14 protein-coding genes, 3 tRNA genes and 2 pseudogenes are annotated in these 16,449 nt (G+C 43.4%); 14 read left to right on the forward strand and 5 right to left on the reverse strand.

Features of this window, described 5'->3' with window-relative positions:
- Nucleotides 1–13: 13 nt before the first annotated feature.
- Both BQ5591_RS11840 and BQ5591_RS11845 read left to right on the forward strand, forming a co-directional pair.
- Nucleotides 14–580 (forward strand): hypothetical protein, encoded by a 567-nt coding sequence (locus BQ5591_RS11840; RefSeq protein ID WP_159434470.1) that lies wholly within the window; start codon nucleotides 14–16, stop codon nucleotides 578–580.
- Nucleotides 570–1,304, forward strand: coding sequence for an SMI1/KNR4 family protein (locus tag BQ5591_RS11845; RefSeq protein ID WP_071149543.1), 735 nt, complete (start codon nucleotides 570–572; stop codon nucleotides 1,302–1,304). The genes BQ5591_RS11840 and BQ5591_RS11845 overlap by 11 nt, the downstream gene beginning before the upstream one ends.
- A gap of 129 nt (nucleotides 1,305–1,433) precedes the next feature.
- Here the strand turns inward: BQ5591_RS11845 and BQ5591_RS21410 are convergent, their stop codons facing one another.
- Nucleotides 1,434–1,715 (reverse strand): hypothetical protein, encoded by a 282-nt coding sequence (locus BQ5591_RS21410; RefSeq protein ID WP_159434471.1) that lies wholly within the window; start codon nucleotides 1,713–1,715, stop codon nucleotides 1,434–1,436.
- A gap of 275 nt (nucleotides 1,716–1,990) precedes the next feature.
- On the opposite strand from BQ5591_RS21410, the gene BQ5591_RS20880 reads away from it, so the two are divergent.
- The 6 genes and pseudogenes from BQ5591_RS20880 (at nucleotide 1,991) to BQ5591_RS11875 (ending at nucleotide 7,977) form a co-directional block, all read left to right on the forward strand.
- Nucleotides 1,991–3,520: an RHS repeat domain-containing protein gene (locus tag BQ5591_RS20880; RefSeq protein ID WP_235817129.1), complete on the forward strand. Its 1,530-nt coding sequence runs from the start codon at nucleotides 1,991–1,993 to the stop codon at nucleotides 3,518–3,520.
- Nucleotides 3,521–3,526: 6 nt separating this feature from the next.
- Entirely contained in the window at nucleotides 3,527–4,042 is a 516-nt protein-coding gene (locus BQ5591_RS11855) for a hypothetical protein (protein WP_071149544.1), read from the forward strand.
- A 183-nt stretch (nucleotides 4,043–4,225) separates the two neighbouring features.
- Nucleotides 4,226–5,005: pseudogene (locus tag BQ5591_RS21895) on the forward strand (RHS repeat-associated core domain-containing protein); the annotation flags it as partial.
- A 590-nt stretch (nucleotides 5,006–5,595) separates the two neighbouring features.
- Entirely contained in the window at nucleotides 5,596–6,012 is a 417-nt protein-coding gene (locus tag BQ5591_RS11865) for an energy transducer TonB (RefSeq protein WP_071149545.1), read from the forward strand.
- 89 nt (nucleotides 6,013–6,101) lie between these two features.
- Nucleotides 6,102–7,130 (forward strand): annotated as a pseudogene (locus tag BQ5591_RS21610) (RHS repeat domain-containing protein); the annotation flags it as partial.
- Between the two features lie 580 nt (nucleotides 7,131–7,710).
- Complete coding sequence (locus BQ5591_RS11875) at nucleotides 7,711–7,977, forward strand: hypothetical protein (protein ID WP_235817088.1); 267 nt, start codon at nucleotides 7,711–7,713, stop codon at nucleotides 7,975–7,977.
- A gap of 13 nt (nucleotides 7,978–7,990) precedes the next feature.
- Here BQ5591_RS11875 and BQ5591_RS11880 read toward each other — a convergent pair whose 3' ends face one another.
- On the reverse strand, nucleotides 7,991–8,191 hold the full coding sequence (locus BQ5591_RS11880; protein WP_071149546.1) for a hypothetical protein: 201 nt from the start codon (nucleotides 8,189–8,191) through the stop codon (nucleotides 7,991–7,993).
- Nucleotides 8,192–8,257: 66 nt separating this feature from the next.
- On the opposite strand from BQ5591_RS11880, the gene BQ5591_RS11885 reads away from it, so the two are divergent.
- Nucleotides 8,258–8,812, forward strand: a complete 555-nt coding sequence (locus BQ5591_RS11885; protein ID WP_071149547.1) for a hypothetical protein — start codon at nucleotides 8,258–8,260, stop codon at nucleotides 8,810–8,812.
- Here the strand turns inward: BQ5591_RS11885 and BQ5591_RS11890 are convergent.
- Both BQ5591_RS11890 and BQ5591_RS11895 read right to left on the reverse strand, forming a co-directional pair.
- Nucleotides 8,761–9,342, reverse strand: a complete 582-nt coding sequence (locus tag BQ5591_RS11890; protein WP_022163170.1) for a Crp/Fnr family transcriptional regulator — start codon at nucleotides 9,340–9,342, stop codon at nucleotides 8,761–8,763. The two genes, BQ5591_RS11885 and BQ5591_RS11890, sit on opposite strands and share 52 nt — an antisense overlap.
- Before the next feature lie 117 nt (nucleotides 9,343–9,459).
- Nucleotides 9,460–10,806: an MATE family efflux transporter gene (locus tag BQ5591_RS11895; RefSeq protein ID WP_071150694.1), complete on the reverse strand. Its 1,347-nt coding sequence runs from the start codon at nucleotides 10,804–10,806 to the stop codon at nucleotides 9,460–9,462.
- A 312-nt stretch (nucleotides 10,807–11,118) separates the two neighbouring features.
- On the opposite strand from BQ5591_RS11895, the gene BQ5591_RS11900 reads away from it, so the two are divergent.
- From BQ5591_RS11900 to BQ5591_RS11920, 5 genes are all read left to right on the forward strand, one after another.
- Nucleotides 11,119–11,205, forward strand: a tRNA-Ser gene (locus tag BQ5591_RS11900).
- A gap of 6 nt (nucleotides 11,206–11,211) precedes the next feature.
- Nucleotides 11,212–11,284: transfer RNA gene (locus BQ5591_RS11905), tRNA-Lys, on the forward strand.
- Nucleotides 11,285–11,298: 14 nt separating this feature from the next.
- Nucleotides 11,299–11,370, forward strand: a tRNA-Glu gene (locus BQ5591_RS11910).
- Between the two features lie 138 nt (nucleotides 11,371–11,508).
- The gene (locus tag BQ5591_RS11915; RefSeq protein ID WP_071149548.1) at nucleotides 11,509–13,179 is read left to right on the forward strand and encodes a putative transporter; all 1,671 of its coding nucleotides are present in this window, start codon (nucleotides 11,509–11,511) and stop codon (nucleotides 13,177–13,179) included.
- Between the two features lie 23 nt (nucleotides 13,180–13,202).
- On the forward strand, nucleotides 13,203–15,188 hold the full coding sequence (locus BQ5591_RS11920) for a fructose-bisphosphatase class III (protein WP_071149549.1): 1,986 nt from the start codon (nucleotides 13,203–13,205) through the stop codon (nucleotides 15,186–15,188).
- 22 nt (nucleotides 15,189–15,210) lie between these two features.
- Here BQ5591_RS11920 and BQ5591_RS11925 read toward each other — a convergent pair whose 3' ends face one another.
- Nucleotides 15,211–16,434, reverse strand: coding sequence for an LA_2272 family surface repeat-containing protein (locus BQ5591_RS11925; protein ID WP_113740877.1), 1,224 nt, complete (start codon nucleotides 16,432–16,434; stop codon nucleotides 15,211–15,213).
- Between the last annotated feature and the right edge of the window lie 15 nt (nucleotides 16,435–16,449).

Consider the following 16,449-nt stretch of genomic DNA (forward strand, 5'->3'; position numbering starts at 1 on the left):
AGTAAAGAATATTATGAAAAAAGAAGAAACTTATGAACAAAAAAAACGTCGTTTGTTTGGCCGATTCCATAGACTTGACGACTATTTAGGAGAGCTTAATCATCTGATTAAGCATCGTGTAACAAAACAAGAAATCATGTCAATCATTGATTCGGACCTATTTTTGGAGTCAAACCGAAAATATTCTTGGAACTCAAAACTATTTCAAACAATAGACTTCAGTAATAAAGCATTATTGCTGGATATTTTGCGCCAAAATATCTCCCGATGGGATATGCCATATATTTTATATACTGTAGATTCTAAGGATTGCGGATGTGTCTGTCTGTCATCCTTGGATGACTTCAATTGGATGTATAACATGCACGACACACATGGCGGTTTAATTGATTTTATCAGAATTGATCATAGAGAGAGCATTTGCCTAGACTGGGATTGGGATACACAAGAATTGGACATCGAAATCCAAACATCCGTCATATCTGTATCCCCAAACGACCGTTCCATTCTAAAATCAGTAGAATCTGATCTGTTTAGAGAAATGAGAAAAGTATATTGGAGGAAAGAATATGGACAATAAAACAAAGCAAAAACTGGACAAAACAATAGCTGAACTAAAACAATTCACATCAAAAATGTTAGATTGGCGAAGGCCTGTCGATTCAGCTTTGATAAAGCGTTTTGAATCAGCATATCAAGTACAGCTTCCAGAAGATTATAAATATCTGTTGAGTATCACAAACGGTTTTATTTTGATGGGTGATGAAGTACTGGGAATAAACTGGGATGGTACTTACGACTTGGTCGACGTATATCGTTTCGAGCATTTCGAAGTCATCATACCTCAATACAAATATCTGATTCCTTTCAGCCCCGACGGAGGAGGAAACTTTTATTGTTTTGATACCCGTGTAAAAACAAACGGAGGCAGTTCAAACCCGATTGTATTTTGGTATTCCAGTTACAAATACACCGAGGCTGATCCTCCCGAAATTGTCTGTTTAGAACTTGCCGAATATATTGAAAGCAGAATTATCGCTCCTAAAAAGCAAAATTGTACTTCTGACGAAAAGATAGGAAACGAAAAGATGAACAATTCAAATGGAGAGGGTATCGAAATCGATGCGAGGGACAAAATAAACCGTGCTCTGTTGAACCTACCCCTTAAGCCAGGTTGCCCTCCTACATTCAAAACGGACAGAACACCCGTAGAAATCCATTATGAAGGAGTATATCCTCATGGCAAATTCAGAGAAATGAATCGGGAGGAGCATCGTGGGAAAGTAAAATTCAGAAAACATTAAATGTTCTATCATAAGAAAATCGATATTAATATTGTTGGGATTTTCAAACTGATAAAGATTTACTGGACATATTCTGAATGAGCAAAAACGACAAAGCCACTAAAGCTTATTTCTATTTTTAACAGGTAATCAAAAGTAAATAATTTTACTTTTATATCCCTGATACGAACATATGTTCCGTGTCAGGGATTTTTCTTTGTATACAACCATCCTGTAATATGCTTGCACAGAACGGTGTTGCTTCCGCCTGTTTCCTGCTTCAGTATCTTTTCGTTCAGTCTTCTCTTTCTGTTTCTTGTTCATTTCAACCGATGCATCTACAAACCTGAATTTTGGATAAGATAACACTCTCAACCTGGTGAGATATCCACGAGTATCCCCTGCGGAGAACCTCTTGTTCTTCGCTTCCACATGTTTATGTCCTCAAAAATTATTTTCAGTCGAACAATGTCAATTGTCCGTAAGTATCCTCCATTTCATATTTAATAGACGGCTTCTTGTCGAACAGACAATATGCGGCAATACCGGATTAAAGCAATTCTTGATTCAAAAACATTTGTTTCAAGGATTGCTTTTTGGTTTGCAACTTCCGCTGGCTGACAGCCATCAGCGGCAACAAGTTTTCGCAGGCCCTGCACTACACCGACGGCCCGGGTACGCCCTGCTACAACGGCAACATCAGCAGCATGACCTGGCAGGCGGGCGGCGAGACAACCACCCGCGGCTACAAGTTCACTTACGACGGGCTGAACCGCATGCTGGATGCCATCTATGGCGAAGGTACGAACATCGGCAGCAACGCCAACCGCTTCACCGAGAAAGTGACAGGTTACGACAAGAACGGGAACATACTCGCTCTGCAACGGTATGGGCAGACGGGAGCAAGCAGCTACGGGCTCATTGACAACCTGACCTTCACGCTCAACGGCAACCAACTGAATAGGGTGGACGATGCGGTAACGGCATCCGCCTACAACAACGGTTTCGAGTTCAAGGACGCCGTGAAGCAGACGAACGAATACGCCTACGATGCCAACGGTAATTTAACGAAAGATTTGAATAAAAACATTAGCAATATTCAATACAATTGTTTAAATTTGCCAAGCAAGGTCACGTTCACGGACGGAAGTACTATCGAATACACTTATGCAGCCGACGGAACCAAGCTCCGCACGAAGCATGTCATCAATGGTACAACCACCACAACGGACTATTGCGGCAACGTGATCTATGAAAACGGTGTGCAGAAACTGCTGCTGACGGAAGCGGGCTACCTTACCCTGGCCGACAGCAAGTACCACTACTACCTGCAGGACCATCAGGGAAACAACCGCGTGGTCATCGACCAGAACGGGACGGTGGAAGAAACGAACCATTACTACCCCTTCGGAGGTGTCTTCGCCAACTCTACGAGTGTACAGCCTTACAAGTACAACGGCAAGGAACTGGACACAAAGAAAGGACTGAACTGGTACGACTATGGGGCACGGCACTATGATGCGGCGATAGGAAGATTTGCGACGGTGGATCCGATGGGGGAAGAAGATAGTCAAACGAGTCTTTATTCCTACTGTTTGAATAATCCGGTGAATTTCATCGACCCAAGCGGATGCCTGACAAGTCCTATCTATGACAGGGACGGTAATTTGTTGGGAACTGACGATGAAGGTTTGCAAGGCGAAGCCATTATCATGGATAAATCCAACTTCAAACAAAATATGTCCCATGAAGAGGCATTAAGCCATAATTTAGGATATAGCGGATTAGTTGATGATGAAGCACGGTCGAGATATGTAACAAGCTTTACCGGGCTGAAAGATAGGCCGGATTATGATGGATATTTGACGAAGGCTGAAGCTGATGCTTGGTGGAGAGGAAAATCTGGAAAACCTTTATTTGTCGATCAAAGTAAAATCGAACTTCATGGAGTAAACACATCATCTTTTGAAAGAAAAAATCCTATTAGCAAGAATTTTATTTGGGGGCTGACTAATACCGGAAAGACTTATGGAACATTAAAAATGACTTTAATAGATGCTGAAAAAGGTAAAGTTTTTATTGGTTTTGAAAAGTACATGGACATATATGATTTCAATATGGACGGTAGACCTTTTCGAAATTTTGCGACATGGGTTGGAAGACCGGGAAAGGCTAATGATGGAAAAGATTTTTTAATACATGGTTATGGATATGCAATTGTTCCAGTAGTAAAATAGATTAAAATGAAAAAAGTTTTTTTTTACACCTTGTTAATAGGGATTGTTTCTTTGATTTGCTATGGAGTTTATGGTGAGATAACGTTTACTCCCTTGAGAAAAAAAGATTTTGAATGTCTTTTCCCTAATAATACGAATGCTGAAGTCATATTTCATAAAGATTTTATAGGTTGGAGTCATGGTGACTATTTTGAATTATTTATCTATCGAATAACCAATGCGATAATAGGCCCAAATTACCCTATCATTGATAGTAACTGGGAATATGCAGTACTTCCCGACACAGTAGAAACGATAGCGTGGAGCAATTGCCCGATAGACTCAATAACCCAATTGAAGTATGAATTCGAATTGGCATGGATTATTGATAGTGGGATTAAGGAAGGAAAAGTGTTACAAAGTGAACTGAAAAATGAGAACAATTACTATAGTTGCATTTATGTAAATGGACTCCAAAAATATTTCTTGTTGTATAATCCTTTAACGAGCACCTTGTATTACATAAGACAAAATGGATTTTAAATTTTCTATTGTATCGGATAGAAATATATAGCATTTCCTGATATCAATTTTTTAATGCGACAATTCCCTGCTTATGTCATTAGATGTAAGCAGGGAATTTCATTATTTCTCTTATCTAGTATGGCATGTTCGTCAAGTTACAGCAATGCCTATGTATATCCTTTGGCGAAGGCACTTCTCTAGAACGGGAACATACTTGCTCTGCAACGATACGGGCAGACGGGAGCAAGCAGCTACGGGCTCATTGACAACCTGACCTTCACGCTCAACGGCAACCAACTGAACCGGGTGGACGATGCTGTGACGGCATCCGCCTACAATGGTGGTTTCGAGTTCAAGGATGCCGTGAAGCAGGCGAACGAATATGCTTACGACGCCAACGGCAATTTGACGAAAGATTTGAATAAAAACATTAGCAATATTCAATACAATTGTTTAAATTTGCCAAGCAAGGTCACATTCACGGACGGAAGCACCATTGAATACACCTATGCAACCGACGGAACCAAGCTCCGCACGAAGCATGTCATCAACGGTACGACCACCACAACGGACTATTGCGGCAACGTGATCTATGAAAACGGTGTGCAGAAGCTGCTGCTGACGGAAGCCGGATACCTTACCCTGGCCGACAGCAAGTACCACTACTACCTGCAGGACCATCAGGGCAACAACCGAGTGGTCATCGACCAGAACGGGACGGTGGAGGAAACGAATCATTACTATCCCTTCGGAGGTGTCTTCGCTTCGACTTCTTCCGTTCAACCCTATAAGTATAACGGCAAGGAACTGGACACGAAGAAAGGACTGAACTGGTATGATTATGGGGCACGGCACTATGATGCGGCGGTAGGAAGGTTTGCGACGGTGGATCCGATGGCGGAGAAGTATTATCCTTGGAGCCCTTATACTTATTGTTTGGATAATCCGATAAAATATATTGATCCTAATGGAGGACATGTGGTAGCAATTTCTAATGCAGAGCAGAAGATGATATTAAACACATTACCCAAAGATTTGAGACAATACGTCGTATTCAATAGTCAAGGATATATAAATCAAGATATTATTAAAGGGGTATCGGCTGATAGCCACAATTTTAATTATTTAAAAGATATGGTTTTATCAGAGACTATTGTAGAAGTAAAATTGGATAATAAATTTACTTATATAGATGAATATGGTAAAACCCAAGAAAGTAAAATGTCTTATTTAGGAGTTGACAAAGATTTTATTGGCAACAACGATGGAAAAGGAATAGGAACCTCTACTGGAGAAACAGGCTTCCTAGGAAAGACCCTCTTCCCTGATAAAAACGGTCTTCAAAATTCAACTGACGATAATATAAAAATTATTGTAAACTCAGAATTATCAGAAGAAGGACAAGCGCAGACTTATAGCCATGAAGCCAATGGTCATGCTCATACCTATATAAAGACTCAAGGTAATAGAAAACAAGCATCACATCAGTATGAAAATGGGAGCGTTGATCTAAATAGAGATTTATTCAAAAAAATAAATGAATCAATTAACGAAACAATAAAAAACATGAAATGAAGATAAGTTTTTTATTCATATCATTGCTATTGTTTAGTTTTGGCTATCTACAAAATAGTCATAACAACATTTACCAGAAAGAAGATAAAATATATCAATTAATGGAACTGGATTCTATGCCAACTTTCAAAGGTGGCTACGATTCTTTAGTATCCTATATTGATAACCATTTCATTTTTCCTAAAATTCATGCAGAATCAAGTGTCCAAGGTAAAGTTATATGCATGTTTATTGTAACTGAAACTGGTAATATAACTAATGTAAAAATACTACAAGGTCTTGATGAATATATTAATAATGAAGTGGTAAGAGTAATATATTCGATGCCTCAATGGAATCCTGGTAAAAGAAATGGTCAGAATGTGAAATCTGAGTATTTCCTTTCAACATTTATTCGTATGCGTATAGAATAAAGTGAATTGATACATTCTAACTTTTAAGAATAAGTAATCCTTGATTCAGAAGTTCATTCTGTTTCAAGGATTACTTTTTTATAAATTATCTCCGAAGCTGGCTGACAGCCATCAGCGGCAACAAGTTCTCGCAGAACCTGTATTACAACACCGGCAACGGCACACCCTGCTACAACGGCAACATCAGCAGCATGACCTGGAAAGCCGGAAATGAGACGACACTCCGCGGCTACAAGTTCACCTACGACGGGCTGAACCGTATGCTGGATGCAGTCTATGGCGAAGGTACTTCGCTAAGCAGCAACGCCAACCGCTTCACCGAAAAGGTGACCGGTTACGACAAGAACGGGAACATACTTGCTTTGCAACGTTATGGGCAGACGGGGACTTCGACCTATGGCTTGATAGATAATCTGACTTTTACTCTAAATGGCAACCAGCTGAACCGGGTGGATGACGCTTCTACCGCTACGGCCTACAACAACGGCTTCGAGTTCAAGGACGCCGTGAAGCAGGCGAACGAATATGCTTACGACGCCAACGGTAATTTAACGAAAGATTTGAATAAAAACATTTCCGAAATTCAATATAATTGTTTAAATTTACCGCGCAAGGTCACGTTTACGGACGGAAGTACTATCGAATACACTTATGCCGCCGACGGAACCAAGCTCCGCACGGTACATACAATAGGCGGTACGACCACCACAACGGACTATTGCGGCAGCGTGATCTATGAAAACGGTGTGCAGAAACTGCTGCTGACGGAAGCCGGATACCTCACCCTGGCCGACAGCAAGTACCACTACTACCTGCAGGACCATCAGGGAAACAACCGAGTGGTCATCGACCAGAACGGGACGGTGGAGGAAACGAATCATTACTACCTCTTCGGAGGTGTCTTCGCTTCGACTTCTTCCGTTCAACCCTATAAGTACAACGGCAAGGAACTGGACACGAAGAAAGGCCTGAATTGGTATGACTATGGGGCACGGCACTATGATGCGGCGGTAGGAAGGTTTGCGACGGTGGATCCGTTGGCGGAGAAGTATTATCCTTGGAGCCCTTATACTTATTGTTTGGATAATCCGATAAAATTTATCGACACAGATGGCAAACTACCAAGAATTTATGTTGAAAGAAAAGGGCTGGGACATGCATTTGTGACAGTTGGGAATGGTACTAATACAATTGTATATACTTATGGTAGATATGGTGAATTAAGAAAAGATAAAAGTTTTGCACGAAGTACTTCACCTACAGGAGAAGGAGTACTTATTAAATTAGTAGGTAGAGAAGCTATTGACTATATCCAAGATCAAATGCTACTAAACGAGGCTATTGGATATGAATTTTCAAACGGTTCAGATGAAATTGTTTCAAATCATTTTGATGAAAAAATGGAAAATAGCCATCAAAGTCCACGACAAGGGAAATATGCGGATAAAGAGAATGCAAAAGTTATTGATGAATATAATTTATTCACAAATAATTGCGTTACTACTTCTGTGAAAGGAATACAAAAAGGAGTAAAACAAGATTTGGAACTGGATAATACCAGAGGTCCTAAAGCCTTAGGAGATCGTTTGGAAGTAATGTCCAAAGAAAAAAATATCAAATTGAAAAGATTGATTATGATAAAATAAAAAAGGAATTTGATTTACACGGTTCTGGAACTAAATGGTAAAAATGGTAATTATGAAAAAAACTATTTCAATAATATTCATAATCTTCTCACTGATAATAATCGGCTATGGCATTTGTTTTATTTTAGATTATTATTTAGTGATAAAATATTCTATCGAAGATTGTTTGCCTTTAGACTATGAAACAATTTCTCCAATGTATAATAATGCTGAGAGGCTTAATGAAATACATATGCTGATTTATTATGCTAAGATAATAGTAGCATATGCAATTTATGCTATATTAGTAACATTATATTGGTTGTTCGATAAATCCTAATAGTTTATTCAAATTATTTCTCAGCTATCTTGGTATCAAACAGATATTCAGTCTGTTTACCAAGATAGCTTTTATTGTTATTACCTTTTTGAAGAAAAAGTAATATAGTATCAAACTGACGTCCGCCGAAAGAAATGCCCTGACCTACGCTGCACGAAGCGGGTACGACACCTGCCACACGTACGCCGACGGGCTGCCCACCGGTAACCGCCATTACCTGCCCGACGGAACGGGGCGCTACGTTGCAACCGCCCTCTACTACGACAACAAGGGAAGAACCGTGCAGCAGACACGGACGAACCTGAAAGGCGGCTACGACCGGGACAGCTATGCCAACAGTTTCACCGGGCAGGTGACGAAGCACTTCTACACCCACACGGGCAGTGCGTCGGACACCGGTTCCCTCACCTGCGAGTATTTCTACATGTACGATCCCAACGACAGGCTGGTGGCCGTGGACTGTGCACTCAATGGCGACACACGCAGTGCCCTCTACCGCCTGAGCTACGACAGCTACGGACGGATGCAGCAGAAAACCTTCGGAAACGGCCTGTATGCCAGCACCTACGACTACAACCTCCGCGGCTGGCTGACAGCCATCAGCGGCAGCAAGTTCTCGCAGAACCTGTATTACAACACCGGGAACGGCACCCCCTGCTACAACGGCAACATCAGCAGCATGACCTGGAAAGCCGGAAATGAGACGATGCTCCGCGGCTACAAATTCACCTACGACGGGCTGAACCGCATGCTGGATGCCATCTATGGCGAAGAAATATATATTTATGAATTCGAACGTACCCGACTTAATGTTTCAGGGGTCATTAGCAGATAGGAGGCAATATGCGAAAGAGGGGCTCTTTTGATGACCTCAGGTTGTGTGCTCAACAACAAGTTGTAACGTTCGCGTGCGGTCTCAAAACGCCAGGAGTCGGCTTTCACTTGGGATACGATGAGGGAGTATTCCAGAATTTTCCTATAAAACATGTTTATCTCCCAGGATATTTCGGTAAGTTGCATCAATTTATCGTATGGTAGCAGATAGACAATGCAGTCTTCCAGAGCTTCAATCATCAATTTGGTAGGCTCTTTTTTCAAGGTGCTTTCAATGCACATCAGGACACATCCTTCATACGAAAAGTGTTCGGTGACGTCTTTTCCCCCCTTGTAATAGAATTGTCGCATCATTCCTTTTCCAACAAGGATGATGTGATGGCTGATTTGGCCTTCCTTGAGCATAACTTCTCCCTTGGCTACTTCTTTACGGATAAGAATCTCTCCGAGCATTCTTTTTGCTTCGGGCAGCATACCGGGATAACGTGAATTGACAGCCAGGTCGATTGTTTGTTTTAAAAGCTCGTCCATAATCTACAATAATTTGTTGTTTCGACAACAAAGGTAGTATATTAAGACTGAATGAGCAAGAAGAACGTGCGTTTTTGATGTTCCTCCTTTCTGGCTCGTGACCTTTGCTGTGGGCAGTTAGGAGTTCTTTACAAAACTTTTGCTTGCCCATTTCATGCTGTACCAGCGACGTACAAAAATACCTCCCCGGATGTTTTCGTCTAAAAGGAAAGCTGTCCACATGCCGCAGATGCCCCAACCGAGTGGAATGCCGAAGAAATATCCCAATCCGACAGCTACGCTCCATTGAACCACAAGTCCTACGTAGAAGGGATAATTGACATCGCCTGCTGCCCGAAGGGCTGCTGTGGCAAAGATGTTGATAGGACGTCCTATTTCGAGAATGATGTCTATGAATAGGATAAGTACTCCCAAGCGGATAATTTCGGGGTTGGAAGTAAGCCATCCCAGGATGCTATGTCCGCATAAAGCAAGGATGGTAGAAAGAATAACGGTGATCATCACCGACTTCTTCATGACATATTTGCCCATAAGGAAGGCGGCATGAGGTTTTCGTTCTCCGATTAGATGGCCGATGCAGATGGCTCCCCCTTGTGCCATGGATATGCTGAACAGATAAGCGAACATAACGATGTTGACACAGTAGGTTCGTGTGGCAAGTGCCTCTACTCCCAGCATATTGATGAAGTAAGTGATAACCACCTGCGAAGAACTGTAAGACAACTGCTCGCCGGCCGAAGGCAATCCTACTTTCATCAGGTTTTTCAGTTCGATCCAGGGGAAAGGACGGAAATAGGCCAGCGGGAAACGTGAGATATGTTTGCGGAATAGAATGATAAAGAGTAAGATCATGGACACACCACGGCTGAAAGCTGTAGAAATGGCAGCACCTTCTACTCCAAGTTCCGGAAAGCCGAAACGGCCGAATATCAGGGAGTAGTTACCGATGATGTTAAGTATGTTGACGACCACAGTGACCATCATGGGGTAGATAGCCTTGTTAGCACTGCGCAACGAAGCAGAAAGGGTAAGGGAAAGAGCCTGAAAGAATGCGAATGCACCCACTATGCGCATGTAGGACAAACCGTCTTTCATCAGTTCGGGTGTAAGCCCCATCAGCCGGAGAATCGGGCTGGCGCCAAGGTATAACAGAAGACTGACTGTGATGCCTACTGCAAGATTGACCAGGATGGATACGCCGACTACCTGAACAACCTTTTTTTGCAGGCGTGCGCCCAGATATTGGGAGCAAAGTACAGAAGTACCCAGATTGATCACTTCGAAAACCAGAAAAGTAAGCATGATGATTTGGTTGACTACTCCTACGGCAGCAACGCTGTTGTCCGAATGCCGGCTTAGCATAATGGTGTCGACGGCGCCGAGCATCATAATGAGCAGGGTCTCTATAAATATGGGAGCAGCCAGTTTGGCCAGTCGTTTTTTCAAACTTTCCTGTTGTATCATACTCATACCTATTGAATTTTTATAGGGAAAAAGACTTTCTTAATATACAAATTGCAGATATATAGTGCTTTATCTTGTACAAGTCCTTTGCAGGACTGTGCGTATTGAAATAAAATTGCGCAAAGGTATGAAAAAGGGGGAAGGAGGGTGTTGATATAAATCAAGAATTTTTTTTCGATGTTTTATGTTTTGAATGTTAGCCAATTAGCTGTTTTTGGCAACTGGTGGCGAAAAAAAACTATCGAAAAGACTTGCACAGTCCAAAAGTTTCCCATACCTTTGCACCGCATTTGAGAGATAATGCAGGTTAAAGGAAGTTTGGGTGAGTGGCTGAAACCACCAGTTTGCTAAACTGACGTACGGGTTACCGTACCGGGGGTTCGAATCCCCCAGCTTCCGCCTAATGCACTCTTAGCTCAGTTGGTAGAGCAACTGACTCTTAATCAGTGGGTCCAGGGTTCGAATCCCTGAGGGTGTACAATGAGATGGGACGGTGGATTCGTCTAACGGTTAGGACACATGCCTCTCACGCATGCAATACGAGTTCGATTCTCGTATCCACTACAAATAATGAAGCGGTTGCCGGTTAAAAAGGTAAACCGCTTTTTTTATGGCTTTTCTCTTCACTCTCCGAAGAGAATGTGTATCTTTGCATAAGACATGGTTTCATTAGTCAAATTGTATATTTAATCAAGAAACGCTTTGGACTGGTTATATAGTTTGTTCGTTGAGCACTCCGCCTTGCAGGCGGTTATCGTACTTTCGTTGATTTCCGCCATCGGATTGGGCTTGGGGAGAGTGCGGGTTTGTGGCATCTCTCTTGGAGTTACTTTTGTGTTTTTTACCGGTATTCTGTCGGGGCATTTTGGACTATCCATCGACCCGCAAATGCTGAATTATGCCGAAAGCTTCGGTCTGGTTCTTTTTGTCTATGCCCTGGGGCTTCAGGTAGGACCGGGTTTCTTCAGTTCCTTTCGTCAAGGAGGCGTCCAGCTGAATCTTCTGGCCATTGGTGTCGTTCTGGTAGGCACTCTATTGGCCGTCTTGGGCAGTTATGCTTGCGGAATCTCTTTGCCCGATATGGTTGGTATACTTTGTGGAGCTACAACCAATACTCCGGCGTTGGGTGCCGCCCAGCAGACGCTGAAACAGTTGGGCCTGGAGACAAGTACGCCGGCATTGGGATGTGCGGTGACCTATCCGTTGGGAGTGGTGGGCGTAATTCTGGCCATATTGCTGATGCGTAAGGTAATGGTTCGGAAAGAAGATCTGGAAGTGAAAGAAAAGGAGAATGAGAATAAAACGTATATTGCGGCCTTTCAGGTTCACAATCCTGCCATCTTCAATATGAGTATTAAGGAGATCGGGGCATTGAAGAATTATCCGAAGTTTGTTATTTCCCGATTGTGGCGTGATGGAAATGTCAGTATACCTACTTCGGACAAAGTCATTAAGGAAGGCGACCGTTTATTGGTTATTACTTCCGAAAAGAACGCGCCGGCACTGACTGTATTGTTTGGCGAACAGGAACATACGGATTGGAATAAAGAAGATATTGACTGGAATGCGATTGACAGCCAACTGATTTCGCAGCGCATCGTTGTGACGCGTCCCGAACTGAACGGTAAAAAGTTGGGTTCACTGCATTTGCGGAATCATTATGGAATTAACATAAGCCGTGTTTATCGTAGTGGCGTACAGCTGTTGGCTACAGCCGAACTGACCTTGCAGTTGGGCGACAGACTGACGGTAGTAGGCGAGGCCGCTTCCATCCACAATGTTGAGAAAGTGCTGGGTAATGCTATTAAGAGTTTGAAAGAGCCCAATCTGGTAGCCGTGTTTGTCGGCATTATTTTAGGATTGGCATTGGGAGCCGTTCCCATTAGCATTCCTGGTATAAGTGCTCCCGTAAAATTGGGTTTGGCGGGTGGTCCTATTATTGTAGGTATCCTGATAGGTACTTTTGGCCCGCGTATGCACATGGTAACATATACCACACGCAGTGCCAACCTGATGCTTCGTGCATTAGGCCTGTCGCTCTATCTGGCTTGTCTGGGGTTGGATGCCGGTGCTCATTTTTTTGAAACGGTGTTCAGACCCGAAGGAGCGCTGTGGATTGCTGTCGGATTTGCCCTGACCGTTATTCCGGTCTTGATAGTCGGTGTTGTGGCATTCAAATGGGCGAAAGTCGATTTCGGATCAGTGACGGGTATGCTTTGCGGAAGCATGGCCAATCCGATGGCTTTGAACTATGCAAACGATACGATTCCAGGCGATAATCCGTCGGTCGCTTATGCTACGGTTTATCCGTTGTGTATGTTTATCAGGGTTATTATTGCTCAGGTATTGCTGATGTTTTTTTTACATGGATAAGAATATTATAAGATAACAGAATTATGGGAACCATTACTCCGGAAAGTATAGTCGGCGATTTGCGCTATCTGCAATTGCTCTCTCGCAGTTTTCCTACGATAGCCGATGCCAGTACCGAAATTATCAATTTGGAAGCTATTCTGAATCTTCCAAAGGGAACAGAACATTTCTTGACCGATATTCATGGTGAATACGAGGCTTTTCAGCATGTGTTGAAAAACGGATCGGGAGCCGTGAAACGAAAAGTAAACGAAATCTTTGGCCATACTTTGCGTGAAAGCGAGAAGAAAGAGCTGTGTACATTGATTTACTATCCGGAAGAAAAGCTGCAACTGGTGAAAGAGCGCGAGCAGGATTTGGAGGACTGGTATCAGATCACCTTGAACCAGCTTGTGAAAGTCTGCCAGAACGTTTCGTCCAAGTATACACGTTCTAAAGTCCGTAAGTCGTTGCCCAAAGAGTTCTCGTATATCATCCAGGAATTGTTGCACGAGTCAAGCATCGAACCCAACAAGCATGCTTATATCAACGTCATTATTAGCACGATCATTTCGACCAAGCGGGCTGACGACTTTATTGTAGCCATGTGCAATCTTATCCAGCGTCTTACCATCGATCTGTTGCATATTGTGGGTGATATTTACGACCGTGGTCCGGGTGCTCATATTATTATGGATACACTTTGCGATTATCATAACTTTGATATCCAGTGGGGCAATCACGATATATTGTGGATGGGTGCCGCTTCGGGCAATGATGCATGTATAGCCAATGTAATCCGTATGTCTATGCGTTATGCCAATCTGGCTACGCTGGAAGACGGCTATGGCATCAACCTTCTGCCTCTTGCCACTTTTGCCATGGATACTTATGGTGATGATCCTTGTTCCATTTTCGCTCCTAAAATGAATTTTGCCGATGGAGAGTATAATGAGAAGACGTTGAGGCTGATTACTCAGATGCATAAGGCGATTACCATCATACAGCTTAAGCTGGAGGCCGAGATTATCAGCCGCAGACCGGAGTTTGGAATGGAAAACCGCAAACTATTGCATAAGATTGATTTTGAACGGGGTGTTTTCATGTACGAAGGAAAAGAATACGCATTGCGCGATACCAATCTGCCTACCGTCGATCCTGCCGATCCTTATCGTTTGACGGATGAGGAGCGGGAACTGGTAGACAAGATTCATGCCTCGTTTATGAACAGCGAGAAACTGAAGAAGCATATGCGCTGTCTCTTTACCTATGGCGGAATGTATCTGGTGTGCAACAGCAATCTGTTGTATCATGCTTCGGTGCCTTTGAACGAAGACGGAAGCTTTAAGCATGTCCGCATCGGTCAGAAAGAATATTGGGGACACAAGCTGTTGCTGAAAACGGATCAGCTGATACGGACTGCTTATTTCGACGAGGACTGTGAAGAAAAACGCTTTGCTTTGGACTATGTCTGGTACATGTGGTGCGGTCCCGATGCTCCTTCCTTTGACAAGGACAAGATGGCTACATTCGAACGTTATTTCATAGCAGATAAGGAATTGCATAAGGAGACGAAGGGGTATTATTACACTTTACGCAACCGTGCGGATATTTGTGACAATATCTTACGTGAGTTTGGAGTAGAGCCCGGTCCACATTCGCATATCATTAATGGTCATGTGCCGGTAAAGACTATTCAGGGCGAGAAACCGATCAAGGCAGATGGTAAACTGCTTGTGATAGACGGTGGTTTCTCAAAAGCTTATCAGCCGGAAACCGGAATTGCCGGATATACGTTGGTATACCATTCGCATGGATTGCAGCTGGTACAGCACGAACCGTTCCAAAGTCGTCAGAAAGCTATTGAAGAAGGTTTGGATATCAAATCGACCACCTTTGTCATCGAATTCAATTCTCAGCGAATGATGGTGAAAGATACGGATAAAGGGCAGGTACTGACCACGCAGATCCGCGATCTTGAGAAATTATTGGTTGCCTACCGGATAGGCTTCATTAAGGAGAAAGAGTAAAAACAGGTTGGGGGCAAGCATTTCAGAATAAAATGATGCCCCCTTCCCAGATGAGGCCTTTGTCGAAGTTCCTGTTTTGCGTATAAGGACGGCTGATGCCGTATCCGCCGGTGCAAAAGATGCCGAAACGTTCAGTTACGTTATACTCCAGATTGATACGTGCCTGCAGTGCATAGAGCCGTGCGGGAACGGTACTGCTTTCGTTTTTAAATGTTTCGATGTGCTGGTAGCCCAGATCTCCGCTTATGGAAAACCGTTGGCACAGGGGGAGGGAAAGACCGGCACGATAGAAACACGAGGCGGAGAACTTGTCGCTGAAGTCCAGATAGTGTGTGCCTCCTCCCAGGATTGTGTAAAACAACTGGTTCTTGAAGCGTACGCCCATGTTCAGCTTGGTCGTATTTCCTCCGAAAAGCATCAGCTGGATGCGGGTATGGGGATTGGCGTTGACCAGACCCAGCTGAAGACCGTCAAAGTTGTTTTTGTAATAGTTCACAATGCCGATTTGCAATCCTTTGGCATCGGTAGCAATGTTAATGGGCGACAGCTGGAGTCCGCATACCTTTCCTCCGGCAATATTTCCTAATCCGGAAATTTGCACACCGGTCATGTGGTTGGCTGCAATGGAAGTAATTCCTGCGATTTGCAATCCGTGCAGATTGTTTCCTGCGACGTTGATGAAGCCGGAAAGACTTGCCCCGGAAAAGTCTGTGCTCGAAATGTCTGCCAGTCCGGCTAAATGGAACCCGGCCGCTTCCTCTCCGCAGAAGTTGAGTAATCCTCCCAGTACGGCTCCCCGGCTATAGTTGCCTGTAATATTGGTAAGTCCGGACAACAACAGTCCTTTCATTTGGTAACTTGTTAGGTTGACCAGTCCGGAGACAGAAATACCGCTAAAATCGTTCCCGTTGATGTTGGTGATGCCTGCCAGCTGAAGGCCGCGTGCGTTGCCTTGGGCTACGTTGAATATTCCCGAGACAGCCATTCCGTTGGCTTCCTGACGTATGGTTGTTCCCAAAATGTTGATGCCGAGTCCGTTCAGGCGGTTGATGGATGAATACAGTCCCAGGTTGAAAATCGTATTGCGGGTTGTATCATCGTGCTGTGTGGAAATGTTTTTCCATAGGGAAATGTTGATTCCGGGCTTGCTGTGTGCAATGGGTGGAGTTGTAGTTGTTTGGCTAAAAATACTCCCTGCCAGTAGCAGGGAGCATATAGATAAACTTGTCTTTTTTATACAGTTCATGATTGATACGATGTT

The sequence above is a fragment of the Bacteroides ndongoniae genome (assembly GCF_900108345.1).
Lineage (GTDB): Bacteria > Bacteroidota > Bacteroidia > Bacteroidales > Bacteroidaceae > Bacteroides > Bacteroides ndongoniae.

What these genes read in the sequence shown, in the direction of transcription:
- BQ5591_RS11925 (WP_113740877.1), bottom strand. Translation starts at nt 16,434, where the DNA reads ATGAACTGTATAAAAAAGACAAGTTTATCTATATGCTCCCTGCTACTG.
- BQ5591_RS11920 (WP_071149549.1), top strand. Translation starts at nt 13,203, where the DNA reads ATGGGAACCATTACTCCGGAAAGTATAGTCGGCGATTTGCGCTATCTG.
- BQ5591_RS11895 (WP_071150694.1), bottom strand. Translation starts at nt 10,806, where the DNA reads ATGATACAACAGGAAAGTTTGAAAAAACGACTGGCCAAACTGGCTGCT.
- BQ5591_RS11890 (WP_022163170.1), bottom strand. Translation starts at nt 9,342, where the DNA reads ATGGACGAGCTTTTAAAACAAACAATCGACCTGGCTGTCAATTCACGT.
- BQ5591_RS11880 (WP_071149546.1), bottom strand. Translation starts at nt 8,191, where the DNA reads ATGGCGGTTACCGGTGGGCAGCCCGTCGGCGTACGTGTGGCAGGTGTC.
- BQ5591_RS11845 (WP_071149543.1), top strand. Translation starts at nt 570, where the DNA reads ATGGACAATAAAACAAAGCAAAAACTGGACAAAACAATAGCTGAACTA.
- BQ5591_RS11875 (WP_235817088.1), top strand. Translation starts at nt 7,711, where the DNA reads ATGAAAAAAACTATTTCAATAATATTCATAATCTTCTCACTGATAATA.
- BQ5591_RS11855 (WP_071149544.1), top strand. Translation starts at nt 3,527, where the DNA reads ATGAAAAAAGTTTTTTTTTACACCTTGTTAATAGGGATTGTTTCTTTG.
- BQ5591_RS11840 (WP_159434470.1), top strand. Translation starts at nt 14, where the DNA reads ATGAAAAAAGAAGAAACTTATGAACAAAAAAAACGTCGTTTGTTTGGC.
- BQ5591_RS11865 (WP_071149545.1), top strand. Translation starts at nt 5,596, where the DNA reads ATGAAGATAAGTTTTTTATTCATATCATTGCTATTGTTTAGTTTTGGC.
- BQ5591_RS20880 (WP_235817129.1), top strand. Translation starts at nt 1,991, where the DNA reads ATGACCTGGCAGGCGGGCGGCGAGACAACCACCCGCGGCTACAAGTTC.